Here is an 18,269-nt window from a genome sequence, read left to right as displayed (position 1 = left end):
TCAGCTCGTCCAGAATTCCCACCACCGGGTCAGGATCAGCATCCCGATGATCCCGATGTGCAGGACGGGCAGGGCGAAGGTGAACTCGCCGAGGAAGGTCCGCACGCCCGCCGGGGCGGGGATCGTCGCGTGCCGCACGTTGTGCGCGGTGACGTACCAGAACATGACGATGGTGGCGACCCAGGCCAGGCAGCACCACAGACACAGCGAGTTGATCTCGTACAGAGACTGGTACATCAGCCAGGTGCAGAATCCGACGCCGAAGAGCATGCCGGCGTTGAGGCCGAGCCAGAGCCAGCCGCGGTAGCGGGCCCCGGCGAGGAGCCCGGCACCGAGGGCGACGACGACGGCGTACGTGACGAGGCCGAGCATCGGGTTGGGGAAGCCGAAGACCCCTGCCTGCTCGCTCTTCATGATGTTGCCGCAGGACACGACCGGGTTGAGGCTGCACCCGGGCTGGAAGCCGGGGTCCTCGAGCAGCTTGAACTTGTCGATCGTGATCACCCAGCCGGACAGCACGCCCGCCGCCCCGGTGATCATCAGCAGCCAGGCGAGGGCCCGGCTCGCGCCGATCGTCCCCGCGGTCCCCCGCGCGGACTCCTCCCGCTCCTGCCGCTGGTCCGGCACCCCGCCCCGTACGTTCACCGTCGCCATGACGCGACCCCCTTCCCGCTCAGCCCTGCAGACGCCGGACGGGCATCAGGACGTGGGCGCTCTCCTTGAGCATCTCCTCGTCGGAGACGAACGCCCGCAGCCGCGCCTCGTCGACCGGCTGTCCGGGGACCGCCTCGGGCCAGGGCCGCAGGGAGCAGATCAGGTAGACCTGGCCGCGCTCGCGGGCCGCCTCCTGCCACTCGTCGGGCACCGGGCACTGCACCTTGAGGAACGGCAGGTTGAGGACGACGGAGCCGCCCTCAACGAGCAGGGAGGCGGAGATCCCGGCGTCCTTGTCCAGATCGAAGAGCCGGTCGCCGACGGAGAGGCCCATGGCCTCCAGGGCGGTCCGCATGGCCTGCTGACCGGCCTCCGGTCCGTCCCGGCCGTCGCCGAGCGAATACGCCATGAGAAACGGCGTACCCGCCGCATCGGCGGAGGGCTCGCTGGACCACGGGATCACCGTGAGAGTTCCCAGCGGAGAGGCGCTGCGCGCCGAGGAAACGACGTTGGAAGTGGTCATGAATCGGATGCTAATGCTCCAACCACCCTTTCCCCGCGCCGTTTTCACTCGAACGGCCGACATTCACGCCGCTGGCATTTCCGGCGCAACGAACCCGGGTTTTCATCGTTGTGCCCTGAGGGCTCCCCCGACCCCGAGGAGATCACTCATGATCGTCCCGCGCCGCGTCGCACTGCGGTCCCTCTTCGCGCTGGCCGTCACCGCTTTCACGGGGGGCGCCCTCGGGCGCATCACGACCCGCCCACCCTCCGGAGCGCCCGCGGGGAACGCGCGCGATCCGCACGCCTTCGACGAGATGTACGGGGGCCGTCACCTCCTGGGCCGCTCCGGCCCCGGGGGCGAGCCGGTGGCCCTCGTCGACGGCCGGCCCCTGCATCTGATGCGCTGCGCCGACGGCGGTTACGTCACTCCGATCGACCACTACGAGTCCTGCCCGACGCCGCTGGCGGCCGTCCGCGCGGCCGTGGACGGGCTGGGCACCGCCCGGCTCTCCCCGCTCGCCGCCGCCCATGGCGTCCACACCGACCCGACGGGAGGGAGCCCGCGTGGTGTACACGCGTAAAAACCAGCGCGACCTGACCGGCGCCGAGCGCCGGAAGTTCGTCGCCGCCGTCCTGGAGCTCAAGCGCACGGGGGCGTACGACCGCTTCGTCCGCACCCATATCGACCACTACACGGCCGACGGGGAGGGGCGGCTCCGGGTCGCCCACATGACCCCGAGCTTCCTGCCCTGGCACCGCAAGTTCCTGCTGGAGTTCGAGACGGCCCTGCGCCGGATCGACCCGACGGTCTCCGTCCCGTACTGGGACTGGACCCGCGACAACACTCCGGCGTCCGCGCTCTGGGGCGAGGACTTCCTGGGCGGCAACGGGCGCCGCGCCGACCTCCAGGTGATGACCGGGCCCTTCGCGCATTCCGCCGGGCGCTGGACGATCACCCAGTCGATGACCGAGGAACGCTTCCTGACCAGGGACTTCGGCCGCCCCCGCGATCCGATCGCGCTGCCGACGCAGGCGCAGCTCGACGAGGTGATGCGGGAGCGGGTGTACGACGTGACGCCGTGGAACTCGACGAGCGCCTCCGGCTTCCGCAACCGCCTGGAGGGCTGGGCGCCGGGCCGGGGCAACGAACGGTTCCGCGTCCACAACCGGGTGCACCGCTGGGTCGGCGGTCTGATGCTGGGCGGCGGCTCCGTGAACGACCCGGTGTTCTGGCTGCACCACTCGTTCGTCGACCTGGTCTGGTCGCGCTGGCAGCAGCGCAACCCGGGCGCCGCGTACCTCCCCGCGGAGCCGCCGCCGCTCGGGGACGCGCAGTACCGCAAGGTCGTGGCCCGGCACGAGCCGATGGCGCCCTGGGGAGTGACGCCGACGTCGATGTTCGACCACAGCCGGATCTACCGGTACGTCTGAGGGACCCGCCGGAGGGCCCCGTGCCCCGGGCGGTTCCGCACCCCGCACACACGTGTCCCCCCGATCCGGCAGGATCGGGGGGACACGGTCGTCACGGGGGATCAGCCGCCGTAGCCGCCGTCGCCGTTGTCGTGGCCGTCGGCGTTGATGCAGGTGTTGCCGAACGCCGGGTTCAGCAGACCGATGACGTTGACGGTGTTGCCGCAGAGGTTGACCGGGACGTGGACCGGGACCTGGACGACGTTGCCGGAGGCGACACCGGGCGAGTGGGCGGCGACGGCCTCGGCGCCCGAGTCGGCGACGGCCAGGCCGGCTCCGCTGAGGGCAACGGCACCCGTGCCGGCGAGAACAGCGGCAGCCTTCGCGATGCGAGACATCAAGAACTCCTTGGACGTGGAAAGCGACCGCAGGAATCACGGCCGTCATTCCCGTTCAACGTCGTACCACGGGCCGGGTCACGGCCGTTGGGCCGAAAGAGAAGAAGGAAAACCGAAAAATGGCCCGCGGCCCGAGAACCGTCCGCCGTCGGATACGACGGGACGTCCTCGGTACGCGGGCCGCGGCCATGCGACAAGCCTCTTGTTGCAACGAACGAAAGCCCTTCCGGTGGCGGGGAAGAATCGTGTCTTCACCCACTGAGCCGCCGATCGCACAGAAGAACGAACAAAGGAAGGGGTCGGAGGGCCGGCCCCTGCGTGCCGTCTCGCGACGGTCCGCCGCGTCAGTGCGACTCGGGCGCCAGACCGAGCTGGGAGTCCAGCGCACCGCTCACCATCGGGGGCAGCAGGCCGACCCGGGGCTTCGCGAGGTCCGGAAGGCCCGCGAGGCCGTCGCCCTCGGGGGCGACCACCGGGTTGCCGACGACGGCGCCCGGGGTGGCCGCGGCCATCTCCGAGTGCGGGGTGGCGAAGAGCGCGCGGCCGGGCTCGCTGTCCTTCAGGACCTCGGGCAGCGGGGCGTCCACCACCGTCGCGGGGAGGGTGCCGGTGAGCGGCACGCTGGGCAGCGCGACGTCGGGCAGCGAGCCGAGTCCCTTCTGGAAACCGGTGGGCGCGCCGGGCATGGCGACGGGTACGCCGGTGGCCACCGTGGGGGCGTCCATCGGGAGCACCGGGTCGAGCCCCTGGAGGGGGACGATCACCGGCGCCTCGACGGCCGAGGCCGGGGCGGCCAGGGCGGCGGAGGCGAATGCGGTCATGAGGAGTCCCATGCCGGCGTGAGAGCGCAGAGTCATGTTCTGACAACGAGACCTTCGGGGGAACGTCGCCGGAACTCCCCCATGTGCAGCAACGGGCGGGGCCCTCACCGGTGAAGGTGAGGGCCCCGGTTGACGCTCGGCCGTTGGGCGGCGTCAGTGGCGGCGGGCGATCCGGCCGCCGCGGAGGTACACGACGCCACCGCCGATGATCAGCGCGGCACTGATCGCGGCCGCGCCCATGAGCGCCGGCCCGCTACCTGTGTCGGGGAGCTCGGGCGGGGTGCTGGGAGGCGTGGTCGGCGGGTGCGTCGGCTCCTCGCAACCGGGCTCCGGCTCCTCACCCGGCGGGGGCTCCTCGCACTCACCCGGGTGGGTCGGCGGGTGCGTGGTGGGGTGCGTGGTGGGCGGGTGGGTCGTCGGCGGGTGGGTCGTCGGCGGCGTCGTCGGCGGGTGCGTCGTCGGCGGATGCGTCGGCGGATGCGTCGTGGGAGGCGTCGTCGGCGGATGCGTCGGCGGGTGGGTCGTCGGCGGCGTCGTCGGCGGGTGCGTCGTGGGAGGCGTCGTCGGCGGGTGCGTCGGCGGGTGGGTGGGCGGATGCGTCGGCGGGTGCGTGGGCGGGTGCGTCGGCGGGTGCGTGGGCGGGTGGGTCGGCGGGTGCGTGGGCGGGTGCGTGGGCGGGTGCGTGGGTTCACCCGGATGAGTCGGCTCGCCGGGGTGCGTAGGTTCACCCGGCTCGTCGCCGTAGCCGCCGGGACCCTCCGCCTGGTCGCAGAGGTCACCGACGGCCGCGGCGACGTAACCGCCGAGTTCCATGCTCTTTCCGCAGACGTCCGCAGGCAGCGGGGCCTGGACATGGCCGGCGTTGCCGGGGCCCGGACCGTCGCCGGTACCCGCGTGGGAGTTCGCGGCCAGGGCGAATCCGCCGCTCAGCGACAGGATGCCGGTCGCTGCCGCCGCGGTGAGTACTTTCCTGCTGATGATGGACCGCATACCGCTCTTCCTCTGGAGAAAGGGAGAGGCCGGCGAGGATCCCCCCTCGCTCCGACCGGCCTGATCCACGCCGACGTTCGCGTGGGACTGGCCAGAGGGTATGGGTCGGCGAACCCCGTGCAACGGGGGCCACACGGCAGCTGATCAGAAAATCATTCGATCAGCCGACCGTGGGAGACGGTGGCGCCGAGGCCACCGCAAGTGCCCCGAAAGGCAGGCCTACTGAGGTGCTGTCAGTCGCGTGGTGACCCCGCGTCAGCCACCGAGCGGCAGACCGCCGGGGACCGGGAGCCCACCGAGGAGCGGCGCGCCCTTGGTGGTCTCGTTCAGCTGGGTCGCGGTGTCCGTGACGGTCTTGACCGGGGAGCCGTCCGTGGTGCTGCTCAGGACGTCCGACTTCAGCCCATTGGCGGCGATCGCTTCGAGGCCACCGTTCAGGCTGGTGGGGGTCAGCGCCTCCGTGGCCATGGCGGGCGCGGCAGCGCCGAGGGCCATCAGCGAACCGGCGACAACCGCGGCGACCTTGGTGGGCTTCATGGGATGAGTCCTTCCTCTATGGCTTCAAGTCACTTACCGCACAGGGCTCTTGGCCGAATCCCGCGCACTTTGTTCTGCTTCTGTAACGAACGGCGTGCCGCACGGAAACTCCGGAAGGAAGGATTTCTCGACACTGCACCCGATCGATGCGGACCGGTGCTATTTGCCGACCGCACACCGGCGCGCCCCCTCGCGCCCCGGGGCGCACCCCCGCCGCACGCGCCTGTACCGGCCCGGCGGGACGCCGGGCCGGTACAGGGCCTGCGGGTGACTACCGGACCGGCAGCGGGGGCGTGGCCGGCAGCGCGGGCACGGCGGCCGGCGGGTCGACGGGCAGCTCCGGCGGGTCCACCGGCAGCTCGGGCGCCGTGACCGGGAGCGCGGGCAGCGCGGGCAGTCCCGCCAGGTCGGGAGCGGGCAGACCGCTCCCGAGGACCGTGGCGACGGCCAGGTTGACCACGGAGGTCAGGGTCGCCGTGACCTGCGGTACGACTCCGCCCGCGTCGCCGGAGGTGACCGCGGCGAGCAGCGCGGCGACCGCCTTCTCGACCGAGGCGAGCGCGTCGTCGACGACGTCGGCGGGGGCGGCCGTCTTCCCGGCCCACGCGGCCTTCGCGTCGGCCACGACGGGCAGGGTCGCCGGCGGCGTCACCGGCAGGGCGGGGGCTTCCACGGGCGGCGTCGCCGGGAGCTCGACGGGGGTCTCCACGACCGGCGGCGTGACGGGAAGGTCGGCCGCGGGCGGCGTGACGGGAAGGTCCGTCGACGGGGGCGTGACCGGGAGGTCCGTCGAGGGCGGCGTGACGGGCGTGACCGGCAGCGGGGCCGGGGCGGTGGCCTTGGCCTCGTCGACGGCTGCCGCGATCTTGGCCTTGAGGGTCTCGGCGTCGGCCGCGGGGAGCTGACCGGAGTCGGCCTTGAGCGCGGCCGTGACGAGTTCGGTCACGGGAGTGGTCACCGAGCCGAGGCCTCCGAGCGCTTCGGCCTGGCTCAGCAGGGCGGCGGCGTCGGGGAGGGGTGCGCGGGCGGCCCGTTCGGCCGCGGTGGACGGATGGTGCTCGCCGGCGATGGCGGGTCCCGCCGTGCCGAGGGTGATGACGGCGGATATCGCCAGGGCGGTGATGCGGCGTGTAGCCAGGGGACGCATATGTGTTCCTTTTCCTTATGCGTCGGACAACTTCCCTCTCACCGTGCCTGCGGGTATAGCCCTCCGCAACCGCAGAACTACTGAGCGCCACGCCTCCGTTCGAGTGAATCCACCCCTCGAACATGCCCCTCGATGGGGCGTACGCCGTTGCACCGACCGGCGCACGACGGTGCCGCCGAACGAGTACCGATCCCGTGACGACAAGGAAAAAGCCGGTGCGCCCACCCCGTCGGGAGTGGGCGCACCGGCTTCGGAAGGACCGATCAGGCGTGCCGGATCAGGCGTTGACGCAGGTGTTGCCGAAGGTCGGGTTCAGCGCGCCGATGACGCTGACGGTGTTGCCGCAGAGGTTCACCGGGATGTGCACCGGGACCTGGACGACGTTGCCGGAGCCGACGCCGGGGGACTTCACGGCCGCGCCCTCGGCGCCGGCGTCGGCGGTGGCGGCACCGGCGGCACCGGCGACCGCGGCGGCGGCACCCACGGTCAGGACAACGGCCTTGGCGATACGGGACATGGGGAAGTGCTCCTCGATCGAAATTCAACGTGGACTGCGCGGACTGTGCGGCCCGGCTCCCTCAACAACGCCCGGGCTTTTCATCGGTTGCTCTCCCGAACGGGTGACGTTCAACCGATCTTTGGGCCATAGGAGGGCCATTGGAGGGAGTGGGCGTGGAATGGCGCAACACGCTCAACGACGAACCTGCCCCGCGGATACGGGAGTTAGCGTTTCCAGGCATCTAATGCGTACTATCGCCCCGCGCCGGGGTTATAACGTTCCCGAACGTTGCTTCCGGGCCCGCCGCGCGTTCACCCATTTCGTGCGGACGACACCTTCCCCCCTCCCGGCCTTCACGGGTCTTCCCTTCCTTCTCTCATCAAAGCGGAGAACCTGTATGCGGAATTCAGCGGTTCCTGCTGTGCGACGCAGCGTGTTGTGCGCCCTGTCGTGTGCGGCGTTGTCCGCCGCGCTGCCGGTCGCCTCCGCCTCGGCACCACAGCCACGGGAGGCGACCCGCATCCCGTTCGCCGCTCGCTACCAGTCCGTGCAGCACGGTGGGGTCGTGCGCGCGGCCAACTCCTCGGCGAAGGGCGCGAAGGGCACCGAGTCGGTCAACGACGACGTCTCGATCGCCTACGTCGACGTGGACAGCGACCCCAACACGTACAACTCCAGCCGTGCCGAGCTCGCCGTTCCCGCGGGCGCCCGGGTCAGCTGGGCCCGTCTCTACTGGGGCGGCAACCTGCGGGTGGGCGAGCAGAAGCCGCCCGAGGACAACGGCCGGGTGCTGATCGCCGAGCCCGGCGGCGCCTACAAGGCGCTGCTCGCGGACACCCTGATCGGCCATCGCACGGCCGACGGCGCCGACGCCTTCCAGGCCTCCGCCGACGTCACCGAGCTGGTCCGTTCCTCCCGTTCGGGGCAGTGGACGGTCGCTCAGGTCAACGTGGCCATGGGCCGCTCCGCGGTCGGCGGCTGGGGTGGCTGGACGCTCGTCGCCGCGTACGAGAAGGCCTCGGAACCGCTCCGCAGGATCGGCGTCTGGGACGGATTCGAAACGGTCGGACCGCGCTCCGGGGAGCTTCGCGTACCGCTCGACGCAAACCGTTACGGCAAGGCCACGAACGGCCGTCTCGGAGTGGTCGCCTATGACGGCGACCGGGGCACTTCCGGTGATTACCTGGCGGTGGAAACGGGCCGCTCGAAGAGCGTCCGGCTATCCGATTCCGCCAATTCGGCGGACGACGTGATGAACTCCAGCATCACCGAATTCGGCACCGGTCGTACGGTCCGCTCACCCGACGGTACGAACACGCTCGGGTACGACTCCGACGTCTTCGATCTGCGGGGGGCGCTGCGCGACGGGGCCGACCGTGTCCATGTCCGGTCGGGGAGCCGGAAGGACACCGTCTGGCTCGGTGCGCTCTTCTTCCAGGCGGACGTCCGGCGCTGACGTGCGGCCTCCACGAGACACGGACCCCGGGTCCGTCACCGTCCTGCACGCGGTCCAGCCCGGTGACGGCGGGGTCGCCCGTGTCGTCATCGACCTCGTCCGCGCCCAACTCGCCGCCGGCCTGCGGGTCGCGGTCGCCTGCCCACCGGACACCGTCCTGGCCGCCGCCGTTCGCGCCGAGGGGGCCGACACCCATGTCTGGCGGGCCGGGCGGAACCCGGGACCCCAGCTCCTCCGCGAGACCCGCGGCCTCGCCCGGGTGATCCGTACCGTGCGCCCCGGACTCGTCCACGCGCACAGCGCGAAGGCCGGGCTGTGCGCCCGACTCGCCCTGCGCGGACGGATTCCGACGGTGTACCAGCCGCACGCCTGGTCCTTCGAGGCGGTCGAGGGAACGACCGCCTCGCTGGCCCGGCGCTGGGAGCGGTACGGCGCCCGCTGGGCCGACCGGATCCTCTGCGTCAGCGAGGCCGAGCGGCGTACCGGCGAGGCCGCCGGGGTGACGGCCGACTGGGCCGTCGTCCACAACGGCGTGGACGTGGCCCGGTTCGCGACCGACGGCCCGGCGGGCAACCCCGCGCCCACCGTCGTCTGCGTGGGCCGGCTCTGCCGCCAGAAGGGGCAGGACGTGCTGCTCGCCGCCTGGCCCGCCGTCCTCGCGGAGGTGCCGACGGCCAGGCTCGTCCTGGTCGGCGACGGCCCCGACGGCGACCTGCTGCGTGCCGCGGCGGGCCCCTCGGTGCGGTTCACCGGAGCCGTCGCCGACACCGCCCCCTGGTACCGGGCCGCCGATGTGGTCGTCCTGCCGTCCCGCTGGGAGGGCATGGCGCTCGCACCCCTGGAGGCCATGGCCGCCGGCCGGCCCGTCGTCGTCAGCGATGTCGACGGGGCCCGCGAGAGCCTGCCGCCCGCCCATGAACCCCTGTGCCTGGTCCCGCCCGAGGACCCGGCCGCCCTCGCCACCGCTCTCGGCCGCCTCCTCGGCAGGCAGGAGCTCCGGCACCGCCTGGGCCGCGAGGCCCACGAGCACGTACTCAGCAGATTCGATGTCCGGCGCACCGGCGCGGCCGTCGCGGACGTCTACCGCGAACTGGCCGGAGTGCGCGACACCGAGCACAGAGAGCCGATTGCGCAGTGACCACCGAAAGCACCAGCGTCCCTCCCTCACCGGGCCCGTGGCCCGCGGCAGGCCAGACCTTCGGCCTCGCCTCCCTCGCACCGCGCCGCGGCACGACCGCGCGGCACGCCCTCCCGTACCGCCCCGCGCGGCCCGGGACCGGCGTGCTGCCGCTCGTCGCGGTCGACTGCCTGGCCGTCCTCTCCGCCGCCACGCTGCTGAGCACGGCGCACCACGACCCCCGGCTGCTGCTGCCGGTCGTGGCGCTCGTCCTCGTGCTCGACGGGCGCGCGGGGCTCCACCGCCCGGCCCCGCACACCCGGGCCCTCGACGAACTGCCCGCGCTCGCCTCCCGCGCCGGCGTCGCCTGGTGTCTGGCGGCGGCCGGGGTGGCCGCGTACGCCCCCGCCCTCGCGATCGGGCCGCTGCGGCTCCTCGCCGCGTACACCGCGCACGTCGGCGTCGTGGTCCTGGTCCGGGCGCTCATGCTCCACCAGCGGCGCCGGACCGCCCGCGCCCACCCCCGGTCGGCGCTGGTCGTCGGCGGGGCGGGGGCCGCGCGCCGGTTCGCCTCCGCGGCCGTCCAGCACCCCGAGTACGGGGTACGGCCGGTCGGCATCGTCGGTGTGCCCGAGCAGGGCGGCGCGTCCCGGTCGGCGGGCGAGGCCGGGCTTCCGGTGCTCACCACGACCGAGGAGATCCACCGGGCCGTCATCCAGAACACGGTGCGGGACGCCGTGTTCCTCCACGACGACCCGGGGCTCATGACCCTCTTCCAGCACTACGGCTGCACGACCTGGCGGGTCGGCGGACGGCACCAGGACGGCCCGATGGGCGCACACATGTGGGGGTACGCCTGGCAGCGCGTCGCCCCGCCGGTCGAGCGGCGCCGGCTGCCCGCCAAGCGCGCCCTCGACATCGTGCTCGCCGCGCCCGCGCTGGCGCTCGCGCTGCCCGTGCTGCTGCTGTGCGCGCTCGCCGTACGGCTCGCGGACGGTCCCGGGGTGCTGTTCCGGCAGGAGCGGGTGGGCCAGCACGGACGGCACTTCACGCTGCTCAAGTTCCGGACGCTCCGCCCCTCCGACGACACCGAGTCGGCGACCCGCTGGAACGTGGCGGGCGACCGGCGGATGAGCGCGGCCGGGAGCTTCCTGCGGAAGTCCTCGCTCGACGAGCTGCCGCAGCTGTGGAACGTGCTGCGCGGTGACATGAGCCTCGTCGGGCCGCGGCCCGAACGCCCGTACTTCGTCGCCCAGTTCAGCAAGATCCACGCCGGATACGCGGCCCGGCACCGGATGCCGGTGGGGCTGACCGGTCTGGCGCAGGTGCACGGGCTGCGCGGCGACACGTCCATCGAGGACCGCTGCCGCTTCGACAACCACTACATCGACCACTGGTCGCTCTGGCAGGACGTCTGCATCCTGCTGCGCACGGCGGCCGGACTCGTCCGACCCACGGGGAGCTGAGGATGGCCACGGCCGTGACGGTGCCGGCGCTCGCCCCGGACGACGTACGGGACTGGGCGCGCAGGGCCGGGGCGCTCTCCCCGGTCCTCGCCGTGATCGCGCTGCTGCTCGTCCCGGGCGGCGGCGGCGCGCAGGGCGGCACCGGCGGTTCGGGAACGGTCGCCGACGCGGCCTCCGGGCTCCTCGTCCTGATCTGTCTGGTCCGGGTGCTGCGCGGCGGCGCCCGGCCGCTGACCCGGACGGCGGCCGTCGTCCTCGGCCTGCCGGTCCTCGGGATCTGTCTCGCGGCGATCACCTCGAACGACCCGGCCGCGAGCCTGCCGGGCGTCGCCCGGTACGTCCAGATCTTCGTGCTCGTCCCGGCGGCCGTGCTCCTGATGATCCGGGACCGGCGGGACTTCGCCGTGGTCGCCTGGGGTCTGGTCGGGCTCGCGCTGGTCCAGGGCGCGGTCGGCGTCGCCCAGTACCTGACCGGCACCGGCGCCTCGTACATGGGTGAGGACGTCCGGGCCGTCGGCACCTTCGGGCCCACCGATGTGATGGGCATGGCGACCGTCGTGTCGTACGGACTCGTCGTCGTCACCGGGATCGCGCTCGGCAGCGGTCCCGGCCGGACCCGGACGGCCGCGCTCGTCTGCGCCGGACTGCTCTTCGTGCCGCTCGTGCTGTCGTTCAGCCGGGGCGCGTGGATCGCGACCGTCCTCGCCTGCGGCGTCCAGCTGCTGCTCTCCGGGCCCCGGCGGGCGGCGCGCGTGGCGCTCGCCGCCGGGGCGCTCGGGGTGGTCCTGGTCGGCGGGCTCGGCATCGGCTCGGCGATGGTGAAGGAGCGGGTCGCCAGCATCACGCAGGTGGCGGCCGCGCCGGACCAGTCGGTGACGGACCGGTACACGATGTGGGCGGCGGCCGGGCGGATGTGGGCCTCGGAGCCGGTCACCGGGGTCGGCCTCAAGGGCTTCCCTCAGTACCGCGACTCCAACGCCTCCCTCGCCCTGTCCTCCGGCAGCGACACGGCCGGCGCCGGCGCCGCCTTCGCGCGTCAGCCCCTGCTCTCCCCGCACAACATGTACCTCCTGGTCCTCAGCGAGCAGGGCCTGTTCGGGCTGATCGCCCTCGTGGGCAGCTGGACGGCGCTGCTCGTCGCGTCGCTGCGCCGCCACCGCCTGGGCGCGGACTGCGCGCTCGTCGCGACGGGTCTGCTCGGCTGGCAGCTCATCGACTTCTTCTACGCGGACATCGGCGGCCCCTCGACGGTCCTGATGTCGGTCGTGCTGGGCCTCGCGGCCTGGTGGGCCCTCGCGGAGGTCCGACGTGCGTGACCCGTGGGCCGGGGAACCGGAGCCCACGGACACCCCGCGGGCCGGTGAACCACGCCCCGCGGGCGGACCGCCCTGCGGCACCCCGCTGACCGATCCCTGGCCGACCGCGCCTCCGGGCCCCACGGACTCCCCGTGGCCCCCGGAGGCCGTCGTGCTGCCGGGGACGGGAACGGCCGAGGGTCCGCGTGTCGTTCCTCCGCCCCCGCCCCGTACCCCCGTGTCAGGGACCACCGCCTCCCCCCGCCCTCCCGGCCGCCGCGCCCACGCGCGGGTCCGGGCGGCCCGGACCGGCGCGCCCGAGGGCCGGGGGTTCCTCGCGAAGGCCGCCGCCGTGACCGCCGGGCTCACGGCGGTCGGGGCGCTGCTCGGGCTCGTCCGGGACCAGATCCTGGCCGGGTACTTCGGGGCCGGCGCCGAGACGGACGCGTTCCTGGTGGCGTGGACCGTGCCGGAGTTCGCCTCGACGCTGCTCATCGAGGACGCGATGGCGCTGATCCTGGTGCCCGCCTTCTCCCGCGCCCTGGCCCGCCGTTCCGGCCGGCCGCTCGCCGACCCCGTGCGGGCCCTCGTGCGCGGCACCCTGCCCCGGCTGACCCTCGCCGTCGGTGTCGTCGCGGCGGTCCTGATCGCCGCCGCCCCGCTGATCGTCGGGGCGCTCGCCCCCGGGCTGCCCGACCCCGGGCTCGCGATCGACTGCACGCGTCTGACCGGGACCTGCGTCCTGACCTTCGCCCTGGTCGGCTACTGCTCGGCGGCGCTGCGCGCGCACGGCTCCTTCCTGCCGCCGGCCACCATCTACGTGGCGTACAACGCCGGCATCATCGGCACCATCCTGCTGCTCCGCGAGCCGTGGGGGGTGCGCTCCGCCGCCGCCGGCGTCGCCGTCGGCGGGGTCCTGATGGTCCTCGTCCAGGCCCCCTCGCTCATCCGGGAGCTGCGCGCCCGCCCCGTACCCGTACGGGAGCCCGAGGCGTCCACGCCTCCGTCCACCGGTGAGGGCCGCATCCTGGTCCTCGGCCTGATCGCTCCGGTCGTCGCGTTCTCGCTGTCCCGCCAGTCCCAGACGCTGATCGAACGCTTCCTCGCCTCGCCGCTGCCCGCCGGCGCCATCTCGCAGCTGAACTACGCGCAGAAGATCGCGCAGATGCCGATGATCCTCTCCCTGATGCTGTGCACCGTCAGCTTCCCGGTGGTCGCCCGCGCCCTCGCGGCGGGCGATACGGAGGCGGCCCGCCGTCGCGTCGAACGTGACCTGCTGCTCGCCGCCGTCGTCGTCCTCGTCGGCGCCTCCACGGTGATCGCGGCTGCCCCCCGGATCGTCGAGCTCCTCTTCGAGCGCGGCGAGTTCACCCGTGACGACACCGTCGCCACCGCCGCCGTCATGCGGGTCTACGCCCTCGGGCTGCTCGGCCAGACGATGGTGGGCGCCCTGGTCCGCTGCTACTTCTCCGCCGCCCGCCCGCTCTGGTACCCGGCCGCCGCGATGGCCGCCGGGCTCGTCACCACCGCCGCCGCCGGAGTCCCCGGCGCCCACTACTGGGGCGCCGTCGGCATCGCCGCGGCCAACGCCCTCGGCATCACCCTGACCGCGGTCCTGCTGCTGCGCGGCGCGCACCGGCAGGCCGTACCGGTCCACGTCGGCCGGCTCGGCGAGGGGCTGCTCCGGCTCGCCACCGCGGGGGCGTGGGCCACCGGCGCCGGCTGGCTGTGCTCCCTCGCGATCGGCCCCGCGGCCCTCGCCGTCGCGGTGGCGGGCCTGGTCGTGATCGGCGTCTTCCTGATCTTCACCGCCTGCGCCGCCAAGGCGCCCGAGATTCCGCCCCTGCCCCGCTCCGCCTTCCGGAGGACCCCCCATGCCCGCCGTCACCGCGCTGAGCCGTCTGCTGCCGAAGCCGCCCCTGTGGATGAAGCCGCCCCCGTGGGTGGCGATGTACCACTCGATCACGGACACCGCTGACGATCCGTACCGGGTGACCGTCTCCCCCGTGCGCTTCGCCCGCCAGCTGCACTGGCTGGCCGACCGGGGACTGCGCGGGGTGTCGGTCCGGGAGCTGCTCGCCGCCACCACGGAGGGGCGTGCCAAGGGGCTCGTGGGCCTGACCTTCGACGACGGTTACGCGGACTTCCTCGACTCGGCGCTTCCGCTCCTCCTCCGGCACGGCTTCACCGCGACGGTGTTCGTCCTGCCGGGGCGGCTCGGCGGGGAGAACGCCTGGGACTCGGAGGGCCCGCGCAAGTCGCTGCTCACCGAGGACGGGATCCTGCGGATCGCCCGGGCAGGCATGGAGATCGCCTCGCACGGGCTCACGCACGTCCCGCTCACCGAGGTCGACGACGCGGAGCTCGCCGCCCAGACCCGGCGGAGCCGTGAACTCCTGGAGGAGATGACCGGCGCCACCGTCGACGGCTTCTGCTACCCGTACGGGAAGGTCGACCCGCGCGCCATCCACGCCGTGCGCAGAGCCGGTTACCGGTACGGCTGCGCGATCGACCCGGGCCCGCACACCGGCACGTACGCCCTGCCCCGGGTCCACATCGGCGAGGACGACACCGCGTGGCGGCTCACCGCCAAGCGTCTCCTCCACCCGCTGCGCCGCCGCCACCCCGCTGATCTGGTCCCCGCGCGGTACGGACCCGCCGTGGTCGGTGCGGCATGAAGGTGCTGCACGTCATCACCGGGCTGGGCATCGGAGGCGCCGAGCAGCAGCTGCGGCTCCTGCTCCGCCATCTGCCGGTGCGGAGCGACGTGGTCACGCTCACCAACCCCGGCGTCGTCGCGACCGGCATCGAGTCCGACGGCACCCCGGTCACCCACCTGGGCATGGCGGGCAACCGGGACGTCGGCGCGCTCCCCCGGCTCGCCCGGATCGTCCGGCAGGGCCGCTACGACCTCGTCCACACCCACCTCTACCGGGCCTGTGTGTACGGCAGGACGGCGGCCCGGCTGGCCGGGGTGCGGCGCGTCATCGCCACGGAGCACTCCCTCGGCGAGACCCAGATCGAGGGCAGGCCGCTCTCGGCGGGCACCCGCGCGCTCTACCTCGCGTCCGAGCGGCTCGGCACCTCCACGGTCGCCGTCTCCCCCAGCGTCGCCCGCCGGCTCGCCGACTGGGGGGTGCCGCCGGACCGCATCCGGGTCGTCCCCAACGGCATCGAGACCGAGCGCTTCGCCTTCGACGCCCGGGCCCGCCGCCACGCCCGGGGCGTCCTCGGGATCCCCGAGGACGCCCATGTCGTCGGCGGGGTGGGCCGGCTCACGGCCGGGAAGCGGTTCGAGCGGCTCGTCCGGGCGGTGGCGTCGATCCCGGACGTCCGGCTGCTCCTCGTCGGCGAGGGCGAACAGCGCGCGGAACTCCTCCGGGTGGCCCGCGCGTGCGGCGCCGCCGACCGGGTCCTGCTCGCCGGGGCCTGCGAGGACCCGCCGAGCACCGGCCGGCCCGGCCCCTCGCTGCCCGAACTGCTCGCCGCCATGGACGTCTTCGTGTCCACCTCCCCCGACGAGACCTTCGGGCTCGCCGTCGTCGAGGCCCTCGCCGCCGGGCTGCCCGTCCTGTACGTGGCCTGCCCGGCCATCGAAGACCTGCCACCGGAGGCGGCACCTGGCGCCCGCCGGATCGGCGGGTCCGTACCCGAGCTGATCTCCGCGCTGCACGGCGTCCACGACGCCCGGCCGCCCCGATTCCCGCTGCCGGCCGCCGCCCGCCGCTACGACATCGCCCACAGCGCACAGCAGTTGATGTCCCTCTACGACCAGGCCGTCCACGGCACCCCCTCCCCCGCGAAGTGAGAGAGCCCGTCCCATGAACACCACCCCACGCCGCGCCCTCCTCCCCGCCGGCCTGCGCGCCCCGGGCCGCTGGGCGGTCCTGCCCGCCGCCGTCCTCGCCGGAGCCGCCCTCGGCGGCGGTTACGGGGCCCTCAAGACCCCGCAGTACGCGGCGACCAGTTACGTCATCGTCGTCCCGGCCGAGAAGTCCGACCCGGCCGCCGCGCTCGGCTTCGCCCAGGCCTACGGACGGGTCGCCACCGACATCGCGGTGACCGGCGACGCCCAGGTGTGGGCGGGCGTCAGCGCCGACACCCTGCGCAAGAACGTGCAGGCCGCGACCTCCCCGGACGCGCCGATGATCTCGATCACCGCCAAGGCCGACAAGCCCGCGAAGGCCGTGTCGATGGCCGACGGCGTGGCTCGCGCACTCGTCCTCGACAGCACCCATGTCGCCGGCAGCACCGGCGTGAAGGTCGTGCAGTTCTCCCGCGCCACCAAGCCGGTCGCGCCCGTCTCGCCCTCCGCGCCGCTCTCCGCGCTCGTCGGCGGCTGTGCGGGCGGGCTCCTCGGCGGCCTCGCCCTCCTGGTCCGGCCCAAGCGCGCCACCGCGCGCGGCGAGGCCCGGCACTCCCGGCAGACGCCTGCCACGTCCGGAGCCGCGCCCTCCGCCGCCGCCGTGCCCGCCCCGGCCGCCGCCGCGCACCAGCCGGAGACGGTGTGAGTCCGAGAGCGACCGGCGCCGCATCGGCCCTGCGGACGGAGATCTGCCGTGACGAGGAGAGCTTCGGGCGGCTGGCGGCCGAGTGGACGGCGCTGTACGGACGCTGTTCCACCGCCACCCCCTTCCAGTCCCATGCCTGGCTGCACTCCTGGTGGCTCTCGTACGGCAGGCCCGGTGCGCTGCGGCTGGTGCTCGTACGACGGGAGGACGGCGGACTCGTCGCCGCCGCGGCCCTGATGCGCGCCCGGGGACCGCTGCCCGTCCTCACCCAGCTCGGCGGCTCGATCACCGACTTCACGGACGTGCTCCTCGACGACGGCTGCCCGGAGGCGGCCCCCGCGCTGGCCGGGGCGCTCGGCCGGGCGGCCCGTGGCGCGGTGATCGACCTGCGCGAGGTACGGCCGGGGGCGGCCAGCGAGCGGGTCCTCGTCCACTGGCGGGGTCCCTGCCGGCGGATGCCCGACTCGCTCTGCCTCGAACTTCCCGCCGTCCCCATGGAGGGGCTCCTCGCCCGCATCCCGTCCGGGAAGGCCCAGCGGGTCCGCGCCAAGCTGCGCAAGCTCGACGCCCTCGGCATCGACACGCGCGTGGTCACCGGTTCCGAGGTGCCGGCCGCCCTCGACCGGCTGCTGCGGCTCCATCAGCTGCAGTGGCAGGGCCGGGGCGTCACCGCCGAGCACACCAGCACGCGGTTCGCCCAGCACCTCACCCGGGCCGTGCGGCCGATGGTGGAGCGCGGGGACGCGATGGTGACCGAGTTCCGGCTGGCCGGGGACGTGGTGGCCGCCGACCTGACCCTGATGTCGCCGCGGCTCGCCGGCGGCTATCTGTACGGCGCGGACCCGGCCCTGCGAGCCCGCAAGGTCGACGTCGCGACGATGCTGCTCCGACACGGCGCCGGGGAGACGAGCGCGGGCGGCCGGGCCACCCTGAGCATGCTGCGGGGCACCGAGGCGTACAAGCACCACTGGCGGCCCGAGACCGTCGGCAACCAGCGGCTCATGCTCACCGCACGGGGTACGGCCCCGCTGCTCTGGCTCCGCGCGGGCGCCGCCGGGGCGCGCCGCTGGGCGGCCCGGCAGGCGCGGGAGCGTGCCTGGGTGGGCCGTGCGCTCGGCCGGATCTCCGGGCGCACGCGCCACGACGGCGGCGGATGATCTCCGCCGCCGTCGCGAGGGGTCAGAAGGGCCAGACGCCCTTCAGCGCGTCCTTCCAGTCGAGGTCGACCTCGTCCTTCCAGTTGTCCTTGGGGACACAGACCGGACCGCCGATCCAGCTCTCGACCCATGAAGCGAGGTTCACGGTCCAGCAGGCGGGCACGGGGTCGGGCTTCGGCTCGGGCTTCGGTTCCGGCTTCGGCTCCGGCTTGGGTTCCGGCTTGGGCTCGGGCTTGGGCTCGGGCTTCGGTTCCGGCTTGGGCTCCGGCTTGGGCTCGGGCTTCGGTTCCGGCTTGGGCTCGGGCTT

General features: G+C 73.8%; 19 protein-coding genes. 11 read left to right on the top strand and 8 right to left on the bottom strand.

What is annotated here, in order from left to right:
• Window positions 1–654, bottom strand: a complete 654-nt coding sequence (locus tag OG392_RS23245) for a vitamin K epoxide reductase family protein (protein ID WP_329282469.1) — start codon at window positions 652–654, stop codon at window positions 1–3.
• 19 nt (window positions 655–673) lie between these two features.
• Window positions 674–1,177 carry a DUF5949 family protein gene (locus tag OG392_RS23240; protein WP_329282468.1) on the bottom strand — a complete coding sequence of 168 codons (504 nt, stop codon included), beginning with the start codon at window positions 1,175–1,177 and terminating at the stop codon, window positions 674–676.
• A 148-nt stretch (window positions 1,178–1,325) separates the two neighbouring features.
• On the opposite strand from OG392_RS23240, the gene OG392_RS23235 reads away from it, so the two are divergent.
• Window positions 1,326–1,739: a tyrosinase family oxidase copper chaperone gene (locus OG392_RS23235; protein ID WP_329282466.1), complete on the top strand. Its 414-nt coding sequence runs from the start codon at window positions 1,326–1,328 to the stop codon at window positions 1,737–1,739.
• The gene (locus tag OG392_RS23230) at window positions 1,723–2,589 is read left to right on the top strand and encodes a tyrosinase family protein (protein ID WP_329282463.1); all 867 of its coding nucleotides are present in this window, start codon (window positions 1,723–1,725) and stop codon (window positions 2,587–2,589) included. The genes OG392_RS23235 and OG392_RS23230 overlap by 17 nt, the downstream gene beginning before the upstream one ends.
• Before the next feature lie 101 nt (window positions 2,590–2,690).
• On the opposite strand, the gene OG392_RS23225 is transcribed toward OG392_RS23230, so the two are convergent.
• From OG392_RS23225 to OG392_RS23200, 6 genes are all read right to left on the bottom strand, one after another.
• The gene (locus OG392_RS23225; RefSeq protein WP_030324043.1) at window positions 2,691–2,966 is read right to left on the bottom strand and encodes a chaplin; all 276 of its coding nucleotides are present in this window, start codon (window positions 2,964–2,966) and stop codon (window positions 2,691–2,693) included.
• Window positions 2,967–3,310: 344 nt separating this feature from the next.
• Entirely contained in the window at window positions 3,311–3,787 is a 477-nt protein-coding gene (locus tag OG392_RS23220) for a hypothetical protein (protein WP_329282462.1), read from the bottom strand.
• Between the two features lie 153 nt (window positions 3,788–3,940).
• Window positions 3,941–4,777, bottom strand: coding sequence for a hypothetical protein (locus OG392_RS23215; RefSeq protein ID WP_329282460.1), 837 nt, complete (start codon window positions 4,775–4,777; stop codon window positions 3,941–3,943).
• A 255-nt stretch (window positions 4,778–5,032) separates the two neighbouring features.
• On the bottom strand, window positions 5,033–5,314 hold the full coding sequence (locus OG392_RS23210) for a hypothetical protein (RefSeq protein WP_329282458.1): 282 nt from the start codon (window positions 5,312–5,314) through the stop codon (window positions 5,033–5,035).
• A gap of 271 nt (window positions 5,315–5,585) precedes the next feature.
• A complete protein-coding gene (locus OG392_RS23205) occupies window positions 5,586–6,461 on the bottom strand; it encodes a hypothetical protein (protein ID WP_329282456.1) in 876 nt (291 codons plus the stop codon).
• Window positions 6,462–6,738: 277 nt separating this feature from the next.
• Window positions 6,739–6,978, bottom strand: coding sequence for a chaplin (locus tag OG392_RS23200; RefSeq protein WP_030324034.1), 240 nt, complete (start codon window positions 6,976–6,978; stop codon window positions 6,739–6,741).
• Between the two features lie 442 nt (window positions 6,979–7,420).
• Here OG392_RS23200 and OG392_RS23195 point away from each other — a divergent pair, with 442 nt between their 5' ends.
• From OG392_RS23195 to OG392_RS23155, 9 genes are all read left to right on the top strand, one after another.
• Window positions 7,421–8,416 (top strand): DUF3344 domain-containing protein, encoded by a 996-nt coding sequence (locus OG392_RS23195; RefSeq protein WP_443054842.1) that lies wholly within the window; start codon window positions 7,421–7,423, stop codon window positions 8,414–8,416.
• A 1-nt stretch (window position 8,417) separates the two neighbouring features.
• Entirely contained in the window at window positions 8,418–9,554 is a 1,137-nt protein-coding gene (locus OG392_RS23190; protein ID WP_329282450.1) for a glycosyltransferase, read from the top strand.
• The gene (locus OG392_RS23185; protein WP_329282448.1) at window positions 9,551–10,999 is read left to right on the top strand and encodes an exopolysaccharide biosynthesis polyprenyl glycosylphosphotransferase; all 1,449 of its coding nucleotides are present in this window, start codon (window positions 9,551–9,553) and stop codon (window positions 10,997–10,999) included. The genes OG392_RS23190 and OG392_RS23185 overlap by 4 nt, the downstream gene beginning before the upstream one ends.
• 2 nt (window positions 11,000–11,001) lie before the next feature.
• The gene (locus tag OG392_RS23180; RefSeq protein ID WP_329282446.1) at window positions 11,002–12,315 is read left to right on the top strand and encodes an O-antigen ligase family protein; all 1,314 of its coding nucleotides are present in this window, start codon (window positions 11,002–11,004) and stop codon (window positions 12,313–12,315) included.
• A 217-nt stretch (window positions 12,316–12,532) separates the two neighbouring features.
• Window positions 12,533–14,272, top strand: a complete 1,740-nt coding sequence (locus OG392_RS23175) for a lipid II flippase MurJ (RefSeq protein ID WP_329282444.1) — start codon at window positions 12,533–12,535, stop codon at window positions 14,270–14,272.
• A complete protein-coding gene (locus tag OG392_RS23170) occupies window positions 14,169–14,972 on the top strand; it encodes a polysaccharide deacetylase family protein (RefSeq protein ID WP_329282442.1) in 804 nt (267 codons plus the stop codon). The genes OG392_RS23175 and OG392_RS23170 overlap by 104 nt, the downstream gene beginning before the upstream one ends.
• The gene (locus OG392_RS23165) at window positions 14,969–16,102 is read left to right on the top strand and encodes a glycosyltransferase (protein WP_329282440.1); all 1,134 of its coding nucleotides are present in this window, start codon (window positions 14,969–14,971) and stop codon (window positions 16,100–16,102) included. Before OG392_RS23170 ends, OG392_RS23165 begins: the two co-directional genes overlap by 4 nt.
• Before the next feature lie 13 nt (window positions 16,103–16,115).
• Window positions 16,116–16,805: a lipopolysaccharide biosynthesis protein gene (locus OG392_RS23160; protein WP_329282438.1), complete on the top strand. Its 690-nt coding sequence runs from the start codon at window positions 16,116–16,118 to the stop codon at window positions 16,803–16,805.
• Entirely contained in the window at window positions 16,802–17,962 is a 1,161-nt protein-coding gene (locus OG392_RS23155) for a GNAT family N-acetyltransferase (protein WP_329282436.1), read from the top strand. The genes OG392_RS23160 and OG392_RS23155 overlap by 4 nt, the downstream gene beginning before the upstream one ends.
• The last annotated feature ends 307 nt before the right edge of the window (window positions 17,963–18,269 follow it).

It is taken from the genome of Streptomyces sp. NBC_00691 (assembly GCF_036226665.1).
Taxonomy (GTDB): domain Bacteria; phylum Actinomycetota; class Actinomycetes; order Streptomycetales; family Streptomycetaceae; genus Streptomyces.
This window is presented reverse-complemented; position numbering and strand designations above follow the sequence as displayed.

What these genes read in the sequence shown, in the direction of transcription:
- OG392_RS23245 (WP_329282469.1), bottom strand. Translation starts at nt 654, where the DNA reads ATGGCGACGGTGAACGTACGGGGCGGGGTGCCGGACCAGCGGCAGGAG.
- OG392_RS23200 (WP_030324034.1), bottom strand. Translation starts at nt 6,978, where the DNA reads ATGTCCCGTATCGCCAAGGCCGTTGTCCTGACCGTGGGTGCCGCCGCC.
- OG392_RS23220 (WP_329282462.1), bottom strand. Translation starts at nt 3,787, where the DNA reads ATGACCGCATTCGCCTCCGCCGCCCTGGCCGCCCCGGCCTCGGCCGTC.
- OG392_RS23160 (WP_329282438.1), top strand. Translation starts at nt 16,116, where the DNA reads ATGAACACCACCCCACGCCGCGCCCTCCTCCCCGCCGGCCTGCGCGCC.
- OG392_RS23240 (WP_329282468.1), bottom strand. Translation starts at nt 1,177, where the DNA reads ATGACCACTTCCAACGTCGTTTCCTCGGCGCGCAGCGCCTCTCCGCTG.
- OG392_RS23235 (WP_329282466.1), top strand. Translation starts at nt 1,326, where the DNA reads ATGATCGTCCCGCGCCGCGTCGCACTGCGGTCCCTCTTCGCGCTGGCC.
- OG392_RS23170 (WP_329282442.1), top strand. Translation starts at nt 14,169, where the DNA reads ATGCCCGCCGTCACCGCGCTGAGCCGTCTGCTGCCGAAGCCGCCCCTG.
- OG392_RS23225 (WP_030324043.1), bottom strand. Translation starts at nt 2,966, where the DNA reads ATGTCTCGCATCGCGAAGGCTGCCGCTGTTCTCGCCGGCACGGGTGCC.
- OG392_RS23180 (WP_329282446.1), top strand. Translation starts at nt 11,002, where the DNA reads ATGGCCACGGCCGTGACGGTGCCGGCGCTCGCCCCGGACGACGTACGG.
- OG392_RS23165 (WP_329282440.1), top strand. Translation starts at nt 14,969, where the DNA reads ATGAAGGTGCTGCACGTCATCACCGGGCTGGGCATCGGAGGCGCCGAG.
- OG392_RS23215 (WP_329282460.1), bottom strand. Translation starts at nt 4,777, where the DNA reads ATGCGGTCCATCATCAGCAGGAAAGTACTCACCGCGGCGGCAGCGACC.
- OG392_RS23210 (WP_329282458.1), bottom strand. Translation starts at nt 5,314, where the DNA reads ATGAAGCCCACCAAGGTCGCCGCGGTTGTCGCCGGTTCGCTGATGGCC.
- OG392_RS23205 (WP_329282456.1), bottom strand. Translation starts at nt 6,461, where the DNA reads ATGCGTCCCCTGGCTACACGCCGCATCACCGCCCTGGCGATATCCGCC.